Below are 23,482 nucleotides of genomic sequence, written 5' to 3' on the forward strand. Positions count from 1 at the left end.
AACAGTCCCCGGCGAACCGTCGTCAGGCTAGTGCCTTGGCCGACAAAGGGCATGTTCGACTTCAAGGCAATTGACAGGCCCATGCCGCGATCCAACAATTCCCGCAGAAATCCCACCAGGGCATGAGAGGGATGCCCCTGGCGAGAACGAGAAGTTAGAGCGTTTCCGCGTTTCCGTGAAAAACGGAAACGCTCTGGAGAGGTTCGGGATGCAGGGAAGCGGAACGATCGCGCCGCAGGCAACGACGCTGCTGCTCGACGCACTGGCCAGCAAAGGCCAGGAGCCGGAGAGCATCCTGGCGCGGCTCGGGCTTACACGCGCGAGTTTGGCGGAAAGCAGCGACAGCACGCCACTGGCGATCTTCACCACCATCCTCGAGGCCGCGGCGCGCGAGAAGGGCGACATCACCTTCGGCCTGAAGCTCGGCCGCAGCTACAATCTGCCGGCGCTGGGCTCCATCGCCACCATATTCTTCACCGCGCCGACGCTTGGCTGGGCATTCTCGAAATTCACCAGCTATTTCTCCAGCCTGCAGAGCAACACCGAGGCGCGCCTGGACGTTTCGGGTGACCTCGCCAGGCTGAGCTATTCGATCTCAGATCCAACGGTGCGGCTACGCCACCAGGACGCCGACTTCACCGTCGCGCTCGAGCACAAGATGCTGACCGACGTCATCGGGCCACGGCGCGCGATCTCGCATGTGGACCTGGAGCATGACTGCTCGCGGGACCTGGATGCCTATCGCAGCTATTTCGGCTGTACCGTGCAGAACGGGCGGCCGCGCAACGCCATCTATTTCCCCGCCGCCTATCTCGAGCACAGCGTTCCCGGCGCTGATCCGGTCGCCAACGCAAAGGCAGAGGAAGAACTTCAGGACAAGCGCTCCGCGCTGCAACAGGAGGTCGATCTGGTCACCGCCCTGCAGGCCTGGATGAGCGCAGCGCTTGCGCGCGCCTTCGATGCGGATGTCGAACATGCCGCCGCCGATTTCGGCGTCTCGCTGCGCACGTTCCAGCGGCGCCTGGCCGAATGCGGCGTGAACTTCCTCGACATCCGCAACAAGGTGCGTGTCCAGATCGCCAAATGCATGCTGGTGGCGACGGACATCCCGTTGACGACGATTGCGCTGCAACTCGGTTACAGCGAGCCCAGTGCTTTCTCACGCAATTTCAGGAGCCAGGTCGGCGAAACGCCTGCCGACTACCGGACCCGGGAAAGACATATCTGATCGCCGGGCGGCTGATCGCCGGCATTTTGGCGCATTCTGTCAAGCGGGTCGCCGAACTGGCGATGCAAACTCAAGGTCGAGAGCCTGTAGCTGCCCTGGGAGGAGTGGAGAGAGGCTGCGGAGGGGGTTGCCGGGGCGAGGAGAAGCGCGACGGCAGACCCTATCGACATCATCCGTGGTCACGATCCTTTCTGCCACCTCCGGTTTAGTTTGCAACCCATGCCGTTACGGAATGGTTGTGGCGCATGGAAGGGCCGGCGCGGAAGGAACGAGCAAAGGGGAGGACCACCAATGCGTTTGGGTCTGTTCGCAGCGGCCTTGCTGGCAGGTACGGCGATCTTGCCTGCCTACGCCCAGGAGGCGGCCAAGGAAATCCAGCCGGAGGAGATCACCAACGTCAAGATCCCGGCCGGAACCGAAATGCTCTTTTCCATGGACCTCGCACTGAACCACGTGGTCGATGGCCGGATCTATGCGATGGATGCCAAGACGCTGAAGCCCATCGGCATCATCGGCACCGGCAGCCTCGGCATGGCCCAGTTCCCGCAGGGCTCGAAGGACATCTTTGTCGCGACGACGCATCTTTCGCGCACGACACGCGGCGAGCGGTCGGACTTCGTCGAAGTCTATTCCGGCGAAGATCTCACCTTCAAGGAAGAGATTCCGATCTCCAAGAACAGGGCGCAGGCGCTGAACTATCGCTCACTGTTCCAGCCGTCGGCCGAGATGAAGTATCTCCTCGTGCAGAATGCAACGCCGGCAACCTCGGTGACGGTCGTCGATCTTGCCGCCAAGAAGCAGATCGGCGACATTCCCAACCCTGGCTGTTACGGTATCTTCCCCTCAGCCAAGACTGCGACACGGTTCGCGACCCTGTGCGGTGACGGCACCGTCGGCACCATCGACGTCAAGTCGGACGGCACCGGCGAGATGAAGCCTTCCGAAACGATATTCGATCCGGACAAGGATGCCATTTTCACCAGCGCCTATCGATGGGGCGACTATTGGGTGTTCCCGTCCTACGGCGGCAATATCTATGTCATCGACGTCGAAGGCGACACCGCCAAGCTGGTCGACAAGATCGAAGCGGCCAAGGGTGTCGAAGGCAACTGGCGCCCCGGCGGCTACCAGCCGCTGACCGTGCACGACAAGAACGGCATCGCCTACATGCTGATGCACTCCAACGGCACGGAAGGCAGCCACAAGAATCCGGCCGAAGAAATCTGGGCGGTCGACCTCAAGGCCAAGAAGGTCATCGGCCGTTCGAAATCGGTGCCGGCGATCGGGCTGACCGTCAACCAGGGCGACAAACCGGCGCTATTCGCGATCGATGGGCTGAAGGCCGAGATCGTCCGTTATGACCTGCCGGAAGCGGGCAAGGATTTCGCGCTGACGCCAGCGGCCACAGCCTCTGGCGGAGACCTGCCTGACCAGGTCGAAGTGCGGTAGCAGCCATGGTAGCGCTGCACCCGATCCTGGTGGTCATCGCGGCAGGCACGCTGGTCTGCGTCTTCGCCCGCGCCGCGATGCACAAGGCCACCGACCTCACAATGTTCATGCACACGATGGGCGGCTATCGCCTGTTGCCCGCAACGCTGCTGACGCCGGCGGCACTCGGCCTTTTGGTTCTGGAGATGTTGGTGATCCTCGGGCTGATCGTGCCGGCGACCCGGCCATTCGCCGCGGGCATCGCGCTTATCCTGCTCGCCATCTACGCCGGCGCCATTGCCGTCAACCTGGTACGCGGCAACACGCATATCGACTGTGGCTGCGGTGGTGCAGGGCAAGGCCTGTCCTGGTATCTGGTGGCGCGCAACGCCGTACTCGGCATGCTTTGCCTGGTGGCGATGGCCTCCCTGCTTCCGGCCGAGATGACCGCCGTGGCCTGGCTGAGTGCCGCGGCCGGCATCCTCTCCGCCATTCTGCTTTTCGCAGGCATCGAAAAACTCATCGACAACTGGTCCTGGCTGCAAGCGTCCAACCGCGCGTTCGAGCAGCACAATCACGAGGGGCATGACTGATGGATCCGCTGGTTGTAGCCGTGATCGTCCTGTGGGCGATCGTCATAGTCCTCCTGGTCGTCGTCTTCGCATTGGCGCGACAGGTCGGCATCCTGTTCGAACGCGTGGCGCCGATGGGTGCGCTGATGACAGACGCCGGCCCGAAGATCGGTGAACAGTCGCCACGCTTCGACCTGCTCACTCTGGATGGCAAGTCACTGACCCTCGGGCCGCCAGCGCCGAAGAGCACGCTGGTGTTCTTCCTGTCGACCACTTGCCCGGTCTGCAAGAAGCTGCTGCCGGTTCTCAAATCGCTGAAGCAGGCGGAAGCGCAGAAGCTCGGCATTGTCATCGCCTCCGACGGCGATGCGCTGGAACACGCCGAATTCCGCCGCGCCGCCGGCCTGACCGACTTCCCATATGTGCTGTCGCGCGACCTTGGCATGACCTACCGCATCAACCGCCTGCCCTTCGCGGTGCTGCTCGATCCGCAGGGCGTGGTGCGTGGCAAGGGTCTGGTCAACTCGCGCGAGCAACTGGAAAGCCTTCTCAATGCCCAGGATCTCGGTCAGGCATCGATCCAGAACTGGATCGAAGCCGAAGTCGCCGGTCGTGGCTGAATCGAGACGTGCTTAGAATTAGGGGAGACACACAATGTCGAAACTGATCGACAAACTCTTCGGTGCCATCGACCACGTCACGGAACGAGGATCGCGGCAGATGGCGCATCGGCTCGGACGCCGCACCTTCCTGTCCTTCGTCGGCAAGGTGGCCGTCGGTGGCGCGATCATGCCGCTGCTGCCCTTCGACCGCGATGGTGGCGGCACCGCCCGCGCTGCCGCGGAAAAAACCGACCAGGAATGCGAATACTGGCGCTATTGCGCGCTCGACGGCTTCCTGTGCACCTGCTGCGGCGGCACCATCAACCAGTGCCCGCCCAATGCGCAGATCTCGGCGGTGACCTGGGTCGGCACCTGCCAGAATCCGGGCGACGGCAAGGACTATCTGATCAGCTACAACGACTGCTGCGGCGTCGCGTCCTGCGGCAAGTGCCTGTGCAACTTCAATTTGCGCGAACGGCCGGGCTACCGCATGGGCGTGCACAACGACATCAACTGGTGCATGGCCAATACGCAGACCAACTACCACTGCACCGTGGCGGCCGTCGTCGGTCTCGGCAACAGCAATGGCTAATGCAATTCCAGCAAAAGCGCACAACGGTTTTGCGTCCGGAATTACGCCAAAGCAAAGAACTGCGCTCGCCCTGGCACTGGCGATGCTGGTCACGTCCAGTGCACTGGCCGACGATGCTGCCCTGTTCACGCAGACCTGCGGGGCCTGCCATGGCAAGGGCGGCGTCGGCATACCCGGCATGGCGCCGCCGCTCGCCGGCGCCGACTGGGCAAAGGCCGGAAAACCGGACAGCCGGACTTATGTCCCGACCGTCATCCTGAATGGCCTCTCCGGCAAACTCACGGCAGCCGGCCGCACCTATCAGAGCGTGATGCCGGCGCAGAAGCAACGCAAGGACGACGAGATCGCGACACTGGCCAACTACGTGCTCGCCACGCTGAACACCGCACCGGCCGATTTCAAGCCACTGACCGCAGCGGATGTAACGGCACTGCGCGCCAACAAGGTCGACCACAAGGCGCTGCTCGGGACGCGCTCACAGCTGGTCCAGTGACGATGAGACGTGCTGCCTTCGCCTTCCTGATCGTCTCGATGGCTACCGCCGGGTTTGGCCCGGCCGCCGCCTCGGAGAGCGGTCAGATCCTCTACAGGCTGCACTGTTCCGGCTGCCATGGCCTGCAGGGCAACGCGGCCACCGTCGGCCGCATCCCGGCACTCGCCGGCAATGTCGGCACCTTCATGAAATCGGAAGAGTCGCGAACCTTCCTCACCCAGGCACCAGGCATCATGAATTCCGGCCTCGACGACAAGGATGTGGCGACACTGATGAACTGGCTGGTGCCGGCACTGGCCAAGGAGTCACTGACCGAGCCGTTCAAGCCCTACTCGGTCGACGAGATCGCGCATTCGCGCGCCAACCGGCCACCGGATTTCTTTGTCGCGCGGCGCAAAGTGGCTGAGAACCTGCAGAAACAGGGTTATGCGCTGCCGAATTACTGAGGCAATTCCAGCAAGAATGCCTGGCTCACGGCGGCTTTCCGCCTATTTTCCGGCGGTCGTGGACACTGGCGGGCTTTTGGTCACCCTCCCATCCACCTCGACACGATCACGGCCCTGTCGTTTGGCCCGATAGAGTGCGGCATCGGCGCGCGCAAGCAATACGTCGAGGTTTTCGCCACGTCGTGCTGAAGCGACGCCGAAACTGGCCGTGAGCTGGTGGTTTGGCGGCAGCCCATCGAAACGGTTGCCACGCACATTCTCCCTCAGCCGCTGCGCAAAGACATGTGCGCCGGCCGCGTCGCAGTTTGGCAGCAGATAGACAAACTCCTCGCCCCCGAGCCGGCCACAGGCGTCGACCTGGCGCATCGCATCATGCAGCAGATGGCCGAATGCCTTGAGGACGGCATCGCCCGCCGGATGCCCGAAAGTGTCGTTGATGGCCTTGAAGTGGTCGATGTCGACAAGGATGAGACTGACCGGCCAGTTGCGCGTGTCGGCAAGCAGTTCCTGCGCCCGCTCGTCAAAGCCGCGCCGATTGAGCACTCCGGTCAGCGGATCCACGGAGCGTTCGTGGCGCAGGTCAGCGACCATGTCGCTGACGGTCACCGCAAACAGCGCAAGCGCCAGCATGACGCCCAGCACCGCCAGCGAAAACTGCAGTGCCAGCCAGAAGGGCGAGGTGCCGAATGTCCCAGCCGATGGCGCCACCGTACCGACCGTCAGCACGGTACGCGGGAAGAAATGCAGCGAAAAGGCAAGCAATATCCAGAACAGGACCTTCTCGGCGAACATGCCTGCCCGCAGCTGGCGCAGCCGCCAGGCGGTGGCAAGGCAGATCAGCCCATAGCCGAAGTTCAGGATGTAGATGCGAACGATCAGCTGGCGGTCGACATAGAAAAAAAAGGCGATGCCACCGCAGATCAGGGCAAGAATGGCGAGATAGCCGACCATGCTCAAACGTTGACCGGAGCGCCGAAGCAGCCCGTCATTGAGCAGAAGCACACTCAGCGTATAGAGGAAAGACGATGCCATGGCATTCGGGCCATGCCCGTCCGGCACGGCCAGTATCTGCGACAAGGTTCCCAGGCAGAAGAACAGACAGGCGGCACAGAAGAACAGCAGGTACTGAAGGCGCCGGTCACGCAACCAGATCGCCACGAAACTCGCCGCGAAAACCAGCAGGATGGCGGGTCCGATCAGGACAAGGGGATTGGAAGGGACACGCATGGCGGCTCGGCGGTCCTGGAACGCGGCGCAGCTTTCGCATAGAAGCCGGTCCCTGGCAACGATCGAAGCCAAGTCCGGTTACCGCCTCGTCAATGCCGGGGCGAAAACCTTTTGGGCCTTCCGCCGACGAAGCTATTCCGCGAGACCCATTGCCCGAACAAGCCATGCCCGGAAAGCCACGACCTCAGCACGCTTTCGCTGCGTCGGGGTGGAAACGAGGTGATATTGCAGGTCCGACCTGACCGTTTCGACGAACGCCTGCACGAGTTTTCCAGCCGCGAGCCTGTCCGCGACAAGGCTGGTGCGAACAAGGGCAAAACCATCACCCGCCTCGCAGGCGGCGACCATGTCGGCGAATGTCGGAAAACATGGACCGCTGTCGAAACCGATCGACCTTTCGCCCTCGCTCGCCGTCCTGCCATAAAGCTGCCCGTGCCAGCGCTCCCAGTCCAGGACCGTGTGGCGGGCGCCCTCATAGCGAAGCAGCGGGGCTTCCAGCAGCGCGTCCATCGCCGGCAGCTTCGCCAGCAGGCCCGGCGAACAGACGACGAGTTCGTGATCATCCGTCAACCGGAAAGCGCCATCGTGGGCTGGCGCGCCCATCAGCCAGATCGCCACGCCGACATTTTCCACATCCAGCTGCGCACGGCGGTATTCGATCGTGACGCTGACGTCGATCGATGGGTTGGCTGAGCAGAAACCCGGCAGCCGTTGCTGAAGCCACTGCGTCGCGAATTCCGATGTCGTCGAAATGCGCAGCTTTCGGCCCTGCTCTGTCGACCTCGCCTCGTCGAGCACGCGCAGCAGCCCTTCCATGGCTTCCGTCATCCCGGGGACGATCATTCCGGCCTCGGGGGTCAGCTCGACACCGGCTCTTCCGCGCAGGAAAAGCGTGTAACCCAGCCACCTTTCCAACTGCGCGATCTGATGGCTGACGGCGGTCTGTGTCAGGCCAAGGTCCAGCCCCGCCCGCGTGAAGCTGCGCTGCCGGTACACGGCCAGCATCGAAAGCAGGCTTTGCAATGAAGGATATGTTCTGCTGCTTTGCATTCAAATTCTTCATGCAAAAGATATGGTGATTTCATTGTACCGGCGTCGCCATTCGATGCAACTGTCGGCTTCTTGAGATGTTCATGCACCCTTTACATGAAGATAATTGCTGGGAGACTCTTCGCTCCAACGCGAACCTGCGGGATCCGGCCGCATGATCTTGACGATCACATGATGCGTGACATCGGCTTCACGCCCCCATACCGGAAGCCATATTTCGAGTATCTGTGAGGCGAACGTCACCGAACCATCGCGACAGCGCCCGTGCAGCCCCGTCGATATCGGGAGCACCGTCTGCGGCCCAGGCGACAAACCCATCAGGGCGCACGAGCACAGCACTCAGACCGAATTCGTCGCGGGCCTGAGCGGCGACATAGGCGACCTTGCCGGCGCAGTCTTCGGCAAGCATCCTGAGCGACATGCCGGCCGTGAAGTCCAGCAACAGGCCTTTGCCCGTCATGAGGAGATTGCCGACCTTCCTTCCATCAGCCAGCTCGAAATCGGGAACGCTGCGGCCTGCCAGCGGATGGTTGCCGCCAAGATCATAGCGAAGCAAAACGCCCCACACCCGCTCAGCGAAATATGTCGCACCGTCGCGCGTGGCGACGAGATCCCGGATGATGGCTTCCAGCGCACGCGAACTGCGGCTTGGCCGCATCAGCGCGACCTGGGCGCGTGACCAGTCCAGCACCTGTGCGCCAACAGGGTGGCGTTCGCTTGTGTAGCTGTCGAGCAGACCTTCCGGCGCATCGCCATAGATGGTGGACGCCAGCTTCCAGCCGAGGTTCATGGCATCGCCGAGCCCCAGATTGAGCCCCTGGCCGCCCAGCGGAGAATGGACATGGGCAGCGTCGCCTGCCAGCAGTACCCGCCCCTTGCGGTAAGTGGTTGCCTGAAAGGCCCGGTCCGTCCATGTGGTGGCGAGACGAAGCGACGTCAGGGAGACATCCGTGCCAGACACCCGACGCAATACCGCCTGAGCATGGTCGAGCGTGACGGGCTGGCTTCTGTGGAAGGCACCGCCGTCGAAGTCGACCATCGAGATGGTTCCGGGCTGTGCGTAGGTATACATGCCGGTCGCCGTATATTGACGACCTGTTTGCAGCTTGTCCGGATCGGCAAGCTCGGCCTCAAGCGAATAGCCGGTGAATTCGGGATCAGTGCCGACGAACTCGAAGCCGCAAGCCTTGCGCACAGTGCTGCGCCCACCATCACAGCCGACCAGCCAAAACCCTCGGAACGTCTCACCTGAGGCACGAACAATCACGCCATCGTTGGTTTGGTCGACATCTTCGACGCCGAAGCCACGTCTGATCTCGACACCAGCAGCGCTTGCGTTGGCGGCCAGGACGGCCTCGAGCGACTGCATCTCGACTGTCATGCTCGTGCCGGCCGGACTTGGCAGGCGGAATGGCCATTTCGAGGTATCGATATTGTCCTGATAGAACTGGATGCCAGCGAAATGACCGCCCGGACGGCGTGGCTGCTGCACCCAATGCGCGGTAGCCGAAGCCTTGCCGGCACCTGCGCCTTGCGCAGCCGCGACCTGGTCCAGCAATCCGCGGCGGTAAAATGCATCGAGCGTGGGCGCTGAAAGACCGCGCATGCCGAATGGAAGGCGTTTCAAAGGCGAGTGCGGGTCTTCTGCCTGCTCCAGCAACAGCACGGAAAGGCCTGCGAGACGCAGCTCGCTGGCAAGGAACAAGCCGACGGGACCGGCTCCTGCAATGACGACATCGTAGATCATGGAAAAATCCTCTTCGGGCATCTCGCACAGCGCTCATTTCGATCGTGGATCAATATTTTTACACCCGGTGTAAAATTTATTTATGCTATAGGGCTCGATATGTCAAATCCGCCAGGCCACCGAGATCGCAAAAAACAGGAGACGCGCCAGGCGATCTCCAATGTCGCGACACTGCTGTTCGTCGAGCGCGGCTTCGACCAGGTCTCCGTCACGGACGTCGCACGCGAGGCCGGCGTCGCAAGAAAGACGGTGTTCAACTACTTCGCCCGCAAGGAAGACCTGGTCTTCGATCGCGAGGATGAGGTGCGGGAACTCGTGCGCAAGGCGCTGGTCGACCGCCACGGCCAGTCACCGGTGCAGGCATTCCAGGCGCTGATGCGGACACTGGTGGCAACACAGCATCCCCTGTTCAGGATCGACGAGCGGCCGATCCAGTTCTGGCAGATGGTGGCGAATAGCCCGACATTGACTGCGCGCGCGTGCGAACTCCAGGTGACGCTGGCCAACGACTTCGCGGAAATGCTGGCCGATGTGGCCGGCAGGCTACGCTCGGACCCCGATGCAGCCCTGGCCGCGACAATGTCGATGGGTACGCTGGTGGTTGCCTACCGGGAGGCCCTGCGCGCCTTTCGCGCGAACCGAAAACCCGAAGCAGCCTTGATGAAGGTCATGGAACGCGGCTTTGGCGGAGTCGATGCGGCACTCGCCGGCACGCCCTACGTCACGGCTTCGGATTGAAAACCGCTTCGATGTTGTGCCCGTCCGGATCTATGACGAAAGCGGCAAAGTAGTTGGGACCGTAGTGCGACCTGAGTCCAGGCGCACCGTTGTCCCGGCCGCCATGGCCCAGCGCCGCGCGATGGAAATCCGTGACGGCGTCGCGGCTGGGTGCGGCAAAAGCGATGTGAAAGCCGGCTCCGGGCGCTCCGGTCCGATTGGGCCTATGCTTCAGCGCCAGTTTGTCGCCGCCACCCGGAAGACCATAACCGACGGCCTGGTCTTCCTCACCCGGCCGGATGTCTTCCCAGACGCGGATGTATCCCAGAGGTGACAGCGCCGCATCGTAGAACGCAGCCGCCTTCGCGATGTCGCCTACTCCAAGAGACAGATGATGCAGCATATGCGCAGCCCTCACAGAATCGCAGCCGCTATTATCGCGCCGCCGCCCTGGAACGCCATCCTCCGCTGAACTATGTCGAATCGGCCGTCTTGAGGAATTTCGACTGCCTCCGCGGGAGCTAATCCAGATTTTTCGAAAACCGCAGCCCGGTATGTTCATATCCGAGCCGGATGTACAGCCGATGTGCATCTTCACGATGCACGCTCGGCTTCACCGTGACATAGCAGACACCGTTCTGGCGAAGCCAGCTTTCTCCGCACTCCACCAGCAGCGCACCCACCCCGCGGCCGCGGAAGCGAGAGGAGACAACGAGCGCGACAATCGCACCCTGCGGATCGTCTCTGTAAAGCGATGGCGAAGTCGAGAGCGCGATCATGCCCGCAGCGAGCGCACCTTCAACCGCCACGAACACCGCATGGTCTGTCCGGTCGACCAGCGCCGCCATCCGAGCCGCCATTTCCTCGGTGGACGTCGGATAACCGAGTTCGGTCATGAGGTGCGCGAGGGAAGAGACATCACGCGATATGGCGGGTCTGGTCTCCATCTCGGGTCTCCACGATTTGTTTGCCGGCGCCCAACACATAGGCAGCACCCATGACGGTGACGCGACGGTTGCTCCGATATCCAACCGGCGTCCATGCGATCTGTTGCCACCGCGGCTGCAGTTTACGGTTGATCTCACGGCCATTTCATGCGATTAAATGACCGACCGGTCGGTGAATTAAGTGATAAGACGCCGACAGGGAGGAACCTCATGCGTGAAGTCCACACCCGCGGCGTGATTGACACGCCATCAGGCAGCCAGGACCGCGGCCTGTGCGTGGCTTGCGCACCGGCAACTTCTTCCCTCAACGCACTGCCTCAAGGACGCGCGTGACACCGTCGAAGAAGGAGACGTCGCCATGTACGCACAGATGGTCAAGACGGACGCCGCCCGGGTGAAGAGCCTGGATGAGATGGAGCCGCAGGAACGCGCCTTTCAGGAGCGCATCGACGCGGGCCAGAAGATCGAGCCGAAGGAATGGATGCCGGAGGCCTATCGCAAGACGCTGATCCGGCAGATTTCCCAGCACGCCCATTCGGAGATCGTCGGGCAACTGCCCGAAGGCAACTGGATCACGCGCGCGCCGACGCTGGAGCGCAAGGCGATCCTGCTCGCCAAGGTGCAGGATGAGGCCGGCCATGGCCTTTACCTCTATTGCGCGGCCGAGACGCTCGGCATCAGCCGCGACGAGATGTACGAACAGCTGCATTCCGGCAAGGCGAAGTATTCCTCGATCTTCAACTATCCGACGCTGAGCTGGGCCGACATCGGCGCCATCGGCTGGCTGGTCGACGGCGCTGCGATCATGAACCAGGTGCCGCTGCAGCGCTGTTCCTACGGCCCTTACGCACGCGCCATGGTGCGCATCTGCAAGGAAGAGAGCTTCCACCAGCGCCAGGGTTTCGACATCCTGACCGTACTGTGCAAGGGCACGCCCGAGCAGAAGGCGATGGCTCAGGACGCGCTGAACCGCTGGTGGTGGCCATCGTTGATGATGTTCGGCCCTTCCGATGACGCTTCCGTGCACTCAGCCCAGTCGATGGCCTGGAACATCAAGCAGGATTCCAATGACGAGTTGCGCCAGAAATTCGTCGACCAGACCGTGCCACAGGCCAAGTACCTTGGCCTCACCGTCCCCGATCAGGACCTGAAGTGGAACGAGGAGAAGGGTGGCCATGATTTCGGCGAACCGGACTGGACCGAGTTCTTCGAGGTGATCGCCGGCAACGGTCCCTGCAACCGCGAGCGGCTGGAAGCCCGCCGCAAGGCCTGGGACGACGGCGCTTGGTTCCGCGACGCACTCACTGCCCATGCCGAAAAGCATGCCGTTCGCAAGACGCCAGCGGCAGCAGCATAACCGCGATGGAGCGCACAATGGCACCCTCCCCGATCCTGAGGACGCTGCTCCTGATCTGCGTCGCCTTCTTCCTGTGCATGGGCACGGCCCATTTCCTCGGCCTGAAGGTGCCGGTGCTGTTCATCTATTTCGACACACCTTTCTACGCCTATCAGGACCGCATCATCTCCTTCACCCTGGTCACCTATGCGGCGCTGTTCTTCGCTGCCTCGCGTGACCGCGCGGTGGTGCCTTTCGCGCTGATCTCGATCTGGGCGACGGTGATCGGCCTTGCCTACATCAACCAGTCCAGCGAGCTCGCCGAGGTGCTGAGCGGGCGCGGCACCTCCGTCTACTGGCTGCAGACTGGCGCACTTGCCGCCCTGGCAGTGGTGCTGACCGGACTGTTCATGAAAGAGCGCGGCTCGATCGCGCAGAGGAGCCTGACATGACAAGCGAATGGCCCCTGTGGGAGGTCTTCATCCGCGGCCAGCACGGCCTCAACCACCGGCATGTCGGCAGCCTGCATGCGCCGGATGCCAAGATGGCGATCCACAACGCGCGCGACGTTTACACCCGCCGCAATGAAGGGGTGAGTATCTGGGTGGTACGCTCGTCGGACGTGGTGGCCAGCGCGCCGTCCGACAAGGGCCCGCTGTTCGACCCCGCCAATTCCAAGGTCTACCGCCACCCGACTTTCTTCGACGTGCCGGATGAAGTGGGTCACATGTGATGAGCGGGACTGCTGCTGCCATAGCGGAATTCGCGCTGCGCATGGGCGACAACTGCCTGATCCTCGGCCATCGCGATTCCGAATGGTGCGGTCATTCACCAGCGCTCGAGGAAGACATCGCGCTCGCCAACACCGCACTCGACCATGTCGGCCAGGCGCAGTTGTGGCTCGGCCTTGCCTGCGAAGTCGAAGGCAAGGGCAGGACGGCCGATGCGCTTGCCTTCCTGCGCGATGCCTCCAGCTACCGCAACCTGTTGCTGGTCGAACAGCCGAATGGCGACTTCGGCCGCACCATCATGCGCCAGTTCCTGTTCGACGCCTGGCACCTGCCGATGCTGAAGGCGCTGGTCAACTCCAGCGACAGGCGCATCGCCGAGATCGCGGAGAAGGCGTCCAAGGAGGTTGCCTATCATCTCGAGCGCAGCACCGATCTGGTCGTGCGCCTCGGTGACGGGACCCGTGAAAGCCAGGGGCGGATGCAGTCGGCGCTGGATTTCCTGTGGCCCTATACCGGCGAGATGTTCCTCAGCGATGCGCTGGATGAAGAGTTGGCAGCAGCCGGCATAGCACCGGCACCCGCATCGCTGCGGCCCGCCTGGGATCAGCATGTCGGCCGCACGCTTGCCGAGGCCACGCTGAAGGCGCCGGATAAGAGCTATGCCCAGAAGGGCGGCAAACGCGGCGTGCATTCCGAGCATCTCGGCTTCATCCTTGCCGAAATGCAGTTCCTGCAGCGCGCCTACCCAGGCGTGAAATGGTGAGACCGCAATGAACGTCGCCACCATCACCCGCCCTCGCCTCGACCAGGTCTGGTCCTGGCTCGCCGAGATCCCGGATCCGGAAATTCCGGTCATTTCGCTGATCGACCTCGGCATCATCCGCGACGTCGCCTGGCGCGACGACACACTCGAGGTGACAGTCACGCCAACCTATTCGGGCTGCCCGGCGACCGGCGTGATCAACTTCGAGATCGAACGCACGCTCGGTGAACACGGCATCGAAAAGCTCGAACTCAAGCGGCAGCTGTCGCCGGCATGGACCACGGCATGGATCAGCGCCGAAGGGCGCGAGAAGCTGAGCGCCTATGGCATCGCCCCACCTCAGGAAGGCACGGCGGCCTGCGCCGGCGCGCTCAAGCCGCTGACTGTATCCTGCCCGCAATGCGGCTCAACAAGAACAGAGCGCATCAGCCAGTTCGGCTCCACCCCATGCAAGGCGCACTACCGCTGCACCGAGTGCCTGGAACCCTTCGACTATTTCAAGAGCATCTGAGGCGCCGATGGCCCGCTTCTTTCCCCTTGAGGTTACCGACGTCCGCCGCGAGACCCGCGACGCTGTCGTGGTGACGCTTGCCCCGCGCGCCGAGGACCGTGAAGCCTTCGACTTCACGCAGGGCCAGTATCTTACCTTCCGCCGCTCGTTCGAAGGCGAGGAGTTGCGCCGATCCTATTCGATCTGTGCCGGCAAGGATGAAGGCCTGCTCAAGGTCGGCATCAAGCGTGTCGACGGCGGTGCCTTTTCGACATGGGCCAATGAGGACCTGAAGCCTGGCGACGCGCTGGAAGCGATGGCCCCGATGGGAGCCTTCCATGTGCCCCTGCGGCCGGAGGTGAGCCGGCATTATCTCGGCTTTGCCGGCGGCAGCGGCATCACGCCGGTGCTGTCGCTGATCAAGACGACGCTGGCGCGCGAACCCGGATCGCGCTTCACGCTGATCTATGGCAACCGCTCGATCAATTCGATCATGTTCCGCGAGGAACTCGAGGACATCAAGAACACCAATCTCGGCCGCTTCAACGTGGTGCATGTGCTGGAAAGCGAGGCGCAGGAGATCGACCTGTTCTCCGGCCGCATCGATGCCGAGAAATGCGCGCGCCTGTTCAAGGGCTGGGTCAACATCGCCGCCATCGACATGGCCTTCATCTGCGGACCGGAGCCGATGATGCTGGCGATCGCCGCTTCACTGCGCGAGCACGGATTGCGCGACGACCAGATCAAGTTCGAGCTGTTTGCCTCGGCGCCGCGCCGCGCCAGGCATGTCGTCAAGGCTGCAGCCGACGGCGACAGGGCAGAGACCTGCAAGGCAACGATCACGCTCGACGGCTCCACCCGCGTCATTGAAATGGCGAAGAAGGGCGAAACCATCCTGGAGGCTGCTTTGGCGGCCAGCCTCGACGCGCCCTATGCCTGCAAGGCAGGTGTCTGCTCGACCTGTCGCGCCATGGTGCTGGAAGGCGAGGTGGAGATGGAGACCAACCACGCGCTGGAGGACTATGAGGTACGCCAGGGCTATGTGCTGACCTGCCAGTGCCATCCTTTGTCGGACCACGTGGTGGTGACCTATGACCAGTAGGCATGTCCGAAGCCACCCTCGTCTACAGATCGAGATCTTTGGCATGGCGACGACGACCCCTTCTCCCCTTGTGGGAGAAGGTGGATCGGCGCGCAGCGCCGAGACGGTTGAGGGGTGTTGGAAAAAACGGGGCAGCGCAAGGATCAACACCTGTTTCAACACCACACCCCGTCCGGAAAGATCGCACTCCGTCCAGCACCCCTCATCCGACCTCGCCTTTGGCTCGGCCACCTTCTCCCACAAGGGGAGAAGGAATGCGCGCGTGCGGTTCATACCGACAAGGTACGACCATGTCTGACACCGAAACCATGCCGCTGGAGGACTATCTCGCCCAGGGCGGCAAGCTGACGACGCCGGAGAACGCACCGCCGCGCTATCGCGGGGAGTTGCTGCGATTGATGGCGACCTTTGTCGATAGCGAATTGGCCGGCGCCGCAGGGTTTGCCGACATCATCAACCAGGGACCCGGCATCAAGGAACGCATCGCGGCCTCACGTATCGTGCTGGAGAAATTCGACCATGCCGAACGCGTGCTTGCCGTGATGGGCGAGTTCGGTGCCGATGTTTCGCGCTACGCCAGCCACCATCCCTGGACCGCGCGCGTCGCGCGCGACAGCGATCTCGGCGCGGCCCGCCACGGCTCGGATATGCGGCTGGCCGTGCTGCATTATCCGCTGCAGGACTGGCTCGATGCGGTCGTGATGAACGTGCTGATGGGCCGGGCGGTGACGATCCAGCTCGACGAATTTTCAAGACTGTCCTACCAGCCGCTCGGCGACATCTTCCGGGCGATCCTGCCGCGGGAGCGCCGGCACATGGAGCTTGGCGAAGAGGGCCTGCGCAAGCTGCTCAAGGACGAGGCCAACAAGCCGGCCATTGCGGAATCGATCGCCTACTGGCGCCCGCGCGTCGCGGCGAGCTTCGGTGCCAACGCCTCCCAGAACTTCGGCACGCAGAAAAAATTCGGCCTGCGTCATACCGGCAATGCGGAACTCGCGGCCGAATGGGCGCGCCAGGTCGACGGTTTGCTGGGCGATATCGGTCTCAACTGATCCCCTGCTCGCCTTTAAAGTCATCGAGGAGCCAGCCATGAATGCGCCCGTGAAAAATGTCCGCCAGCTGGAATCCTACATCGCCGGGCAATGGGTCCGCGGAGCCGGCAAGGCGTTGCCGCTGCTCGATGCCGCTACCGGCGAACCGGTAGCGCTGATCGATGCCAGCGGCATCGACCTCAAGGCGGCGCTGAACTTTGGCCGCCAAACAGGCAACCCGACACTGCGCAGGATGAGCTTCCACGAGCGGGCGCTGATGCTGAAGGCGCTGGGTCAGGCGCTTATGGAAGCCAAGGAAGAGTTCTACGCCCTGTCGACGGCGACAGGGGCGACCCGCACCGACAGCTGGATCGACATCGAGGGCGGCATCGGCACGCTGCTTTCCTACGCATCGAAGGGCCGGCGCGAGTTGCCCAACACCCACACGCTGGTCGATGGCGACGTCGAGCTGCTGTCGCGCGACAACAGCTTTTCCGGCCAGCATATACTGAGCCCACTGGAAGGCGTGGCGATTCACATCAACGCCTTCAATTTCCCCTGCTGGGGCATGCTGGAGAAGCTCGCCCCCACGCTGCTTGCCGGCATGCCGGCAATCGTCAAGCCGGCAAGCCAGACCGCATATCTCACCGAGCTGATGGTGCGCCGCATCATCGACCTCGGCATCCTTCCCAAGGGCGCCTTGCAGCTTGTCAGCGGTTCCGTCGGCGACCTGCTCGACCATGTCGACTGCCAGGATGTCGTGACCTTCACCGGCTCGGCGACGACGGGGCGCAAGCTGAAGGCGCATCCGGCGATCATCGAGAATTCCGTGCGCTTCACCATGGAGGCGGATTCACTCAACGCGGCGATCCTCGGACCCGATGCAGTCGCCGGCACCGAGGAGTTCGACCTCTTCGTCAAGGAAGTAGCCCGCGAAATGACCGCCAAGGCCGGCCAGAAATGCACGGCGATCCGTCGGGTAATCGCGCCGCGCGCCAGCGTCGACGCGCTTATCAAGGCGCTCGGCGATCGGTTGGCCAAGACACCGCTCGGCAATCCCGGCGAGGAAGGCATCAAGATGGGACCGCTGGCGAGCCTGGCGCAGCGCGACGAGGTGCGGGCGCGTATCAAGGATCTGCAGGGCGATGCCGAAATCGTCGCTGGCGACCCGGACCGGCCGAATGTCGCCTCCGGCGACGCCGAAGCGGGCGCGTTTCTCAGCCCGGTCCTGCTTTATTGCGACAGGCCGAACACGGCGAAGGCTGTGCATGATGTGGAAGCCTTCGGGCCGGTCAGCACGATCGTCCCCTACGAAACCGCCGAGGAGGCCGCAACGCTCGCAAGGCGTGGCAAGGGCAGCCTGGTAGCATCCGTCTTCACCAACGACCCGGTATTCGCGCGCGATACCGTGCATGCGCTTGGCCCCTGGCACGGCCGCGTCATGATCGGTAATCGCGCCAGCGCGAAGTCGTCGACCGGCCATGGCTCACCCTTGCCGGTGCTGGTGCACGGCGGACCCGGCCGTGCTGGCGGCGGTGAAGAACTCGGCGGCATGCGCTCGGTCAAGCATTACATGCAGCGCACTGCAGTGCAGGCAGCGCCCTGGCTGCTTTCGGAAGTCACCGGCCGCTGGATGCAGGGCGCGAAGGCCAGGCACGACACTACGCACCCCTTCCGCAAATCACTGGCCGAACTGGAAATCGGCGACCAGCTGGTGACGGGTACACGCACGGTGACACTGGAGGACATCGAGCATTTCGCCAGTTTCACCGGCGACACCTTCTATGCCCATATGGACGAGGAGGCGGCCAAGGCAAACCCGTTCTTCGACGGGCGGGTGGCGCATGGCTACCTGATCGTGTCCTTCGCTGCCGGCCTGTTCGTCGACCCGGCGCCGGGGCCGGTGCTTGCCAACTACGGCGTGGACTCGCTGCGCTTCCTCACGCCCGTCAACCCGGGCGATACGCTGCAAGTGACGTTGACGGCCAAGCAGATCAACCCGCGCGAGACCGAAAGCTATGGCGAGGTGCGCTGGGATTGCGCGGTGACCAACCAGGACACGCAGGTGGTGGCGCAGTACGACGTGCTGACCATGGTGGCGAAGACCTGGCCGCAGTAATCGCAGGAAACGTCAGACCGGCACCTCCCCGTGCACCTTGATGTCCTTGAGCACCAGATTGGTGCGCACATGGGCAATGCCGGGCAACCTGAACAGGAAGTGTTCGAGGAAGTCGTTATAGGCATCCTTGTCACGGCAGACGACGTGCAAATGGTAGTCGGCCTCGCCGGTGGTTGAAAAACACTCCAGCACCTCAGGCCGTGCCGCGACACGCGAGACGAAAGTGGCGACGTGATCCGCCTCGTGCCGCGACAGCATGACATGCACAACGGCGGAAAAACTCAAGCCGGCCTTCATCGGATCGACGACGGCGCCATAGCCGGAAATGATACCGGCCTCTTCCAGCGACCGAACCCGTCGCCAGCAGGCCGACGCCGACATGCCTGCCTTCTCAGCCAGTTCCTGGTTGGAGATCCGGGCGTCCTGCTGCAGCAGCCGCAGCAGAATCCGGTCCGGTTCGGTGAGTTGCATTGAAATTTCGTCCCCTGGTCAATTATACCAATCCTATATCTGATCCCGGTATAATTGACCACATCGCGAGCAAACCGGGGTGAGACTGGCAGGATATTTCAAGCAGCAAGCGTACACTGGATCGGATGGTATCCTTTCGGGAGATTCCCGCCGTGGCTGACGCTGCCCCCTCTCTTGCCGACTACAATCTCAACGACCGCTACACAAAGAAGGACGGCCGTGTCTTCCTCACCGGCACGCAGGCGCTGGTGCGCATCACGCTCGACCAGGCGCGGCGCGACAAGGAACGCGGCCTGAACACGGCGGGTTTCGTTTCCGGCTATCGCGGTTCGCCGCTCGGCGGCGTCGACCTCGAACTGTGGCGAGCCAAGGACCTCGTCAAACAGCACGGCATCGAATTCCTGCCGGCGGTAAACGAGGATCTTGCCGCCACCGCTGTGCTCGGCTCACAGCAGGTCGAGACCAATCCGGAGCGCACCGTCGAAGGCGTGTTTTCGATGTGGTACGGCAAGGGTCCCGGCGTCGATCGCGCCGGCGACGCGCTGAAGCACGGCAATGCCTATGGCTCCTCGCCGCATGGCGGCGTGCTGGTGGTGGCCGGTGACGATCACGGCTGCGTGTCGTCCTCCATGCCGCACCAGTCCGACGTCGCCTTCATGGCCTGGTTCATGCCGACCCTGAACCCTTCATCCGTCGGCGAATATCAGGCCTTTGGCGAATATGGCTATGCGCTGTCGCGCTTCACCGGCATGTGGGTCGGCTTCAAGGCGATCTCCGAAACGGTGGAGAGCGGCCAGTCGGTGGAAGTGGTCGCCTATCGCGAGTTCCAGCAGCCTGAATACACGCCGCCATCGACCGGCCTGCATTACCGCTGGCCCGACCTGCCCGGACCCCAGATCGAAGAACGCATGGAGGCCAAGAAGATGGCCGTCTATGCCTTCGCCGAAGCCAATCCGATTGACCGGTGTATCTATGACATTGCCGATGCCAGCTTCGGCATCGTCACCACCGGCAAGGCGCATCTCGACTTGATGGAAGCGCTGCGGTTGCTCGGACTGGACGAAAAGGCCTGCCGCAAGCTCGGCATCGACATCTACAAGGTCGGCATGGTGTGGCCGCTGGCGCGCCGCGACGCGCTGGAGTTCGTGAAGGAAAAGAAGGAGATCCTCGTCGTCGAGGAGAAGCGCGGCATCATCGAAAGCCAGCTCAAGGAGTATTTCTACGACTATCCGGGCCACAAGCCGCACTCGATGGTCGGCAAGCGCGACGAAGACGGCAACCGGCTGATCTCGTGGATTGGCGAGCTGTCGCCGCGTATGCTGGCGCCAATCGTCGCCAGGCGGCTGGACATGGTGTTCCCCAACCTGCGCCTGCTCGACCGTGCCGCGGCCCTGCTGCCGGAATCCGAGCGGCTGATCCAGGTGTCGGGTGCGACACGCACGCCCTACTTCTGCTCCGGCTGCCCGCACAACTCGTCCACCAAGGTGCCGGAGGGCTCCAAGGCACTGGCCGGCATCGGCTGTCATTTCATGGCAAGCTGGATGGATCGTGAAACGACTTCTCTGATCCAGATGGGCGGCGAAGGCGTCAACTGGGCGGCGTCATCGCTGTTCACCGGCAAGGGCCACATCTTCCAGAACCTCGGCGAAGGCACCTACTACCACTCCGGTTCGATGGCGATCCGCCAGGCGATCGCGGCAAAGGCCAACATCACCTACAAGATCCTTTTCAACGACGCGGTCGCCATGACCGGCGGCCAGCCGGTGGACGGCCCGATCAGCGTTCAGGCGATCGCGCAGGAAGTCCGCGCCGAAGGCGTGGACCGCATCGCGCTGGTCTCCGACCAGCCCGACAAATTCAGCATTGCGGCATTTCCTTCCGGCGTGACGCTGCACCACCGTTCACAACTCGATGCCGTGCAGCGCGACCTGCGCGAGGTCAAAGGCGTCTCGGTGCTCATCTACGAACAGACCTGTGCAACCGAAAAGCGGCGGCGGCGCAAGCGCGGCACGATGGAAGACCCCAAGCGTTTTGCCTGGATCAATGACCTGGTCTGCGAGGGATGCGGCGACTGTTCGGTCGAGTCCAACTGCCTCAGCGTCGAGCCGAAGGAGACGCCGTTCGGCCGCAAGCGCAAGATCAACCTTTCCAACTGCAACACGGACTTCTCCTGCCTGAACGGCTTCTGCCCGAGCTTCGTGACCGTGGAGGGCGCGATCCGACGCAAGCGGCAGGCAAGCGGCGAGGATTTCAGCGCCCGCGCCGCCGCACTGCCTCGGCCGGAGACGCCAACGCTCGACAGACCCTATGATCTGCTGGTTACCGGTGTCGGCGGTACCGGCGTGGTGACGGTCGGCGCACTGATTTCAATGGCGGCGCATCTGGAAGGCAAGGGCAGCTCGGTGCTCGACTTCACCGGCTTCGCGCAGAAATTCGGACCGGTGCTGTCCTTCATCCGGCTTGCGGCGACGCCTGCCCAGATCAACCAGGTGCGCATCGATGCCGGTGCCGCGGATGCCTTGATCGGCGGCGATATCGTGGTGTCGTCGTCACCGAAGGCTTCCGGCTGCTATCGGCCCGGCATGCAAGCGGTGGTCAACATGGCGGAAATGCCGACCGGCGACATCGTGCGGCTGCGTGATGCCGACCTTTCGACCCGCCGGCGGCTGAAGGAAATCGAACGCGTGGCCGGAGGCGACAATGTGCGTGCTCTGGACGCCAACGCGCTCGCCGAGCGGTTGTTCGGCGACGCCGTCTTCGCCAACATCATCCTGCTTGGCTGTGCCTGGCAGCGTGGCCTGGTGCCGATCGCGCACGACGCGCTGCAACGGGCGATCGAATTGAATGGCGTCGCCGTCGACCGCAACAAACAGGCCTTCGCCGCCGGCCGGCTGGCTGCCGCAGATCCGCGCTCACTTGCTCCCGATCAGCCGGCGCCCAGCGAAAACCTGGACGAGATGATCGCGCGGCGTGAGGCTTTCCTCACCGACTATCAGGATCGGGCGTGGGCGCAGCGTTATCGCGCGACGGTGGATCGGGTTCGCGGCGCCGAGCAGCCATTCGGCTCGGAGGCCCTGACCGGTGCCGTTGCCCGCTCGCTGTTCAAGCTGATGTCCTACAAGGACGAATATGAAGTGGCGCGACTGCACATGCAGACCGGCTTCCTTGCCGAACTCCAGCGCGAATTCGATGGCGACTACAAGGTCAACTATCATTTCGCGCCGCCATTCATGGGCGGCGAGAAGGACGCGCGCGGCCGGCCCCGCAAACGCCAGTTCGGCCAGTGGATCCAGACGCCGCTGCGTGTCATGGCGCGGCTGAAGCGATTGCGCGGCACAGCCTTCGATCCGTTCGGCTACACGGCCGAACGGCGGATGGAGCGGGAACTGATCGGCTGGTACCGGGAACTGGTCGACCAGATGATCGAACAGCTTCCAGGCCGCTCTCCCGCCGAACTGGTCGAACTGGCAAAGGCGCCGATGGATATCCGCGGCTACGGCCCGGTGAAGGACGAGGCGGTTGCAAAGGTCAAGGCACGGGTGGCGGCTTTGCTGACCAAGGCGGAGATGAAGCAGGCGGCGTGATTGGTGCGTCCTTCGAGGCTCGCCCGCCTGAATTTTTGCTATTCTTCCAGCGTCTCGCAGGCGAGCACCTCAGGATGAGGACCGTTGTGCCATGCCGATCACCCTCATCCTGAGGCGCGAGCCCGCAGACGGGTGGAAAATGAGCGTAATCCTGTCAGGGCGAGCCTCGAAGGACGCACCGCCACCCTACTTCAGCGAATTCACGCCATCGAGGAACAGCGCAGTCACCATGTCGGCATAACCTTCGCGGTTCAGCGCACCGCTCGGCTTGAACCAGGTGTAGGCCCAGTTGAGAATGCCGAACAGCGACATGGTGATCGGCGTGACGCCGGCACGGGCTTTGCCAAGCTGTGGGTTGATGTCAGCCAGCACGTCGGAAAATGCCTTCACGATGCGGCGTTCCATCTGCTGCAGTTCGGTCTTCTGCGCCTCGGAAAGCGAGCCGGTGCCGTTGAGCAGGACCTGATGGAAATTGGCGGCGGTGCGGTAGTTCTCCAGCACGCCGCCGATGAGATGACGCAGGCGCTGCCGAGGCTCGAGGTCAGGCCGGTCGGCTTCGGTGATCGCCTGTTCCAGCTCGACGAGATGGGTGCGGCCGATGTCGAACAACAGCAGTTCCTTGCTCGGATAGTAATGATAGAGCAGCGCCTTGGAGACGTTGTTCTCCTGCGCGATCTGCGCCATCGAGGCGCGCTCCATGCCGAGCTTGGCGAAAACCGCGGCGGCGCTGTCGAGAATGCTGCGCCGTTTCTCGTCGAAATCCGCAGCCCTCGTCCTTGCCATCTTCCTAGCTCTTTGTCCGGCGC

Annotated in this window: 24 protein-coding genes; 17 read left to right on the plus strand and 7 right to left on the minus strand. The window is 63.0% G+C overall.

The annotated features are described in order from the left end of the window. Nucleotides 1–208 precede the first annotated feature (208 nt). The 7 genes from ACFWYE_RS20540 to ACFWYE_RS20570 all read left to right on the plus strand — a co-directional run bounded on the left by ACFWYE_RS20540 (nt 209) and on the right by ACFWYE_RS20570 (nt 5,361). On the plus strand, nt 209–1,228 hold the full coding sequence (locus ACFWYE_RS20540) for an AraC family transcriptional regulator (protein ID WP_379113895.1): 1,020 nt from the start codon (nt 209–211) through the stop codon (nt 1,226–1,228). A 291-nt stretch (nt 1,229–1,519) separates the two neighbouring features. Continuing rightward, entirely contained in the window at nt 1,520–2,677 is a 1,158-nt protein-coding gene (locus ACFWYE_RS20545; RefSeq protein WP_379113896.1) for an amine dehydrogenase large subunit, read from the plus strand. 5 nt (nt 2,678–2,682) lie between these two features. Then, nucleotides 2,683–3,249, plus strand: a complete 567-nt coding sequence (locus ACFWYE_RS20550) for a MauE/DoxX family redox-associated membrane protein (protein ID WP_379113897.1) — start codon at nt 2,683–2,685, stop codon at nt 3,247–3,249. Then, nucleotides 3,249–3,848 carry a redoxin family protein gene (locus tag ACFWYE_RS20555; RefSeq protein WP_379062449.1) on the plus strand — a complete coding sequence of 200 codons (600 nt, stop codon included), beginning with the start codon at nt 3,249–3,251 and terminating at the stop codon, nt 3,846–3,848. The genes ACFWYE_RS20550 and ACFWYE_RS20555 overlap by 1 nt, the downstream gene beginning before the upstream one ends. 34 nt (nt 3,849–3,882) lie before the next feature. Then, complete coding sequence (locus ACFWYE_RS20560; RefSeq protein WP_129411057.1) at nt 3,883–4,422, plus strand: methylamine dehydrogenase light chain; 540 nt, start codon at nt 3,883–3,885, stop codon at nt 4,420–4,422. Next, complete coding sequence (locus ACFWYE_RS20565) at nt 4,415–4,915, plus strand: c-type cytochrome (protein ID WP_379113898.1); 501 nt, start codon at nt 4,415–4,417, stop codon at nt 4,913–4,915. The genes ACFWYE_RS20560 and ACFWYE_RS20565 overlap by 8 nt, the downstream gene beginning before the upstream one ends. Nucleotides 4,916–4,917: 2 nt before the next feature. Continuing rightward, nucleotides 4,918–5,361: a c-type cytochrome gene (locus ACFWYE_RS20570; RefSeq protein ID WP_379113899.1), complete on the plus strand. Its 444-nt coding sequence runs from the start codon at nt 4,918–4,920 to the stop codon at nt 5,359–5,361. Nucleotides 5,362–5,403: 42 nt separating this feature from the next. Here ACFWYE_RS20570 and ACFWYE_RS20575 read toward each other — a convergent pair whose 3' ends face one another. The 3 genes from ACFWYE_RS20575 to ACFWYE_RS20585 form a co-directional block, all read right to left on the minus strand. Continuing rightward, a complete protein-coding gene (locus tag ACFWYE_RS20575) occupies nt 5,404–6,588 on the minus strand; it encodes a GGDEF domain-containing protein (protein WP_379113900.1) in 1,185 nt (394 codons plus the stop codon). Nucleotides 6,589–6,720: 132 nt separating this feature from the next. Beyond that, nucleotides 6,721–7,638, minus strand: a complete 918-nt coding sequence (locus ACFWYE_RS20580) for a LysR substrate-binding domain-containing protein (RefSeq protein ID WP_379113902.1) — start codon at nt 7,636–7,638, stop codon at nt 6,721–6,723. A gap of 190 nt (nt 7,639–7,828) precedes the next feature. Further along, a complete protein-coding gene (locus ACFWYE_RS20585) occupies nt 7,829–9,385 on the minus strand; it encodes an FAD-dependent monooxygenase (protein WP_379113904.1) in 1,557 nt (518 codons plus the stop codon). Between the two features lie 99 nt (nt 9,386–9,484). Here ACFWYE_RS20585 and ACFWYE_RS20590 point away from each other — a divergent pair, with 99 nt between their 5' ends. Then, complete coding sequence (locus tag ACFWYE_RS20590) at nt 9,485–10,123, plus strand: TetR/AcrR family transcriptional regulator (RefSeq protein ID WP_379113906.1); 639 nt, start codon at nt 9,485–9,487, stop codon at nt 10,121–10,123. Here ACFWYE_RS20590 and ACFWYE_RS20595 read toward each other — a convergent pair. Further along, complete coding sequence (locus tag ACFWYE_RS20595; RefSeq protein ID WP_379113908.1) at nt 10,107–10,505, minus strand: VOC family protein; 399 nt, start codon at nt 10,503–10,505, stop codon at nt 10,107–10,109. The two genes, ACFWYE_RS20590 and ACFWYE_RS20595, sit on opposite strands and share 17 nt — an antisense overlap. A 118-nt stretch (nt 10,506–10,623) precedes the next feature. Next, nucleotides 10,624–11,049, minus strand: coding sequence for a GNAT family N-acetyltransferase (locus ACFWYE_RS20600; protein WP_379113910.1), 426 nt, complete (start codon nt 11,047–11,049; stop codon nt 10,624–10,626). A 358-nt stretch (nt 11,050–11,407) separates the two neighbouring features. Here ACFWYE_RS20600 and paaA point away from each other — a divergent pair, with 358 nt between their 5' ends. From paaA to paaZ, 8 genes are all read left to right on the plus strand, one after another. Beyond that, entirely contained in the window at nt 11,408–12,406 is a 999-nt protein-coding gene (gene paaA / locus ACFWYE_RS20605; protein WP_379113912.1) for a 1,2-phenylacetyl-CoA epoxidase subunit PaaA, read from the plus strand. A gap of 17 nt (nt 12,407–12,423) precedes the next feature. Further along, the gene (locus tag ACFWYE_RS20610; protein WP_379113914.1) at nt 12,424–12,837 is read left to right on the plus strand and encodes a hypothetical protein; all 414 of its coding nucleotides are present in this window, start codon (nt 12,424–12,426) and stop codon (nt 12,835–12,837) included. Next, a complete protein-coding gene (gene paaB / locus ACFWYE_RS20615) occupies nt 12,834–13,118 on the plus strand; it encodes a 1,2-phenylacetyl-CoA epoxidase subunit PaaB (protein ID WP_054313507.1) in 285 nt (94 codons plus the stop codon). The genes ACFWYE_RS20610 and paaB overlap by 4 nt, the downstream gene beginning before the upstream one ends. Further along, nucleotides 13,118–13,879: a 1,2-phenylacetyl-CoA epoxidase subunit PaaC gene (gene paaC / locus ACFWYE_RS20620; protein ID WP_379113915.1), complete on the plus strand. Its 762-nt coding sequence runs from the start codon at nt 13,118–13,120 to the stop codon at nt 13,877–13,879. Before paaB ends, paaC begins: the two co-directional genes overlap by 1 nt. Nucleotides 13,880–13,886: 7 nt before the next feature. Then, entirely contained in the window at nt 13,887–14,390 is a 504-nt protein-coding gene (gene paaD, locus ACFWYE_RS20625) for a 1,2-phenylacetyl-CoA epoxidase subunit PaaD (RefSeq protein WP_379113917.1), read from the plus strand. 7 nt (nt 14,391–14,397) lie between these two features. Then, nucleotides 14,398–15,471, plus strand: coding sequence for a 1,2-phenylacetyl-CoA epoxidase subunit PaaE (gene paaE / locus ACFWYE_RS20630; protein WP_379062474.1), 1,074 nt, complete (start codon nt 14,398–14,400; stop codon nt 15,469–15,471). A gap of 290 nt (nt 15,472–15,761) precedes the next feature. Beyond that, a complete protein-coding gene (locus ACFWYE_RS20635; RefSeq protein ID WP_379113919.1) occupies nt 15,762–16,523 on the plus strand; it encodes a Phenylacetic acid catabolic protein in 762 nt (253 codons plus the stop codon). Nucleotides 16,524–16,560: 37 nt separating this feature from the next. Next, a complete protein-coding gene (gene paaZ, locus ACFWYE_RS20640) occupies nt 16,561–18,621 on the plus strand; it encodes a phenylacetic acid degradation bifunctional protein PaaZ (protein ID WP_379113921.1) in 2,061 nt (686 codons plus the stop codon). Nucleotides 18,622–18,633: 12 nt separating this feature from the next. Here paaZ and ACFWYE_RS20645 read toward each other — a convergent pair whose 3' ends face one another. Then, entirely contained in the window at nt 18,634–19,092 is a 459-nt protein-coding gene (locus tag ACFWYE_RS20645; protein ID WP_379113923.1) for an Lrp/AsnC family transcriptional regulator, read from the minus strand. 152 nt (nt 19,093–19,244) lie between these two features. Between ACFWYE_RS20645 and ACFWYE_RS20650 the strand changes: the two genes are divergently transcribed. Beyond that, a complete protein-coding gene (locus tag ACFWYE_RS20650) occupies nt 19,245–22,676 on the plus strand; it encodes an indolepyruvate ferredoxin oxidoreductase family protein (RefSeq protein ID WP_379113925.1) in 3,432 nt (1,143 codons plus the stop codon). 186 nt (nt 22,677–22,862) lie between these two features. Here ACFWYE_RS20650 and ACFWYE_RS20655 read toward each other — a convergent pair whose 3' ends face one another. After that, nucleotides 22,863–23,459, minus strand: coding sequence for a TetR/AcrR family transcriptional regulator (locus ACFWYE_RS20655; RefSeq protein WP_379062480.1), 597 nt, complete (start codon nt 23,457–23,459; stop codon nt 22,863–22,865). Nucleotides 23,460–23,482 lie beyond the last annotated feature (23 nt).

Origin of the sequence: Mesorhizobium sp. NPDC059025 (assembly GCF_042739655.1) — a bacterium.
In the GTDB taxonomy this organism is placed as follows: domain Bacteria; phylum Pseudomonadota; class Alphaproteobacteria; order Rhizobiales; family Rhizobiaceae; genus Mesorhizobium.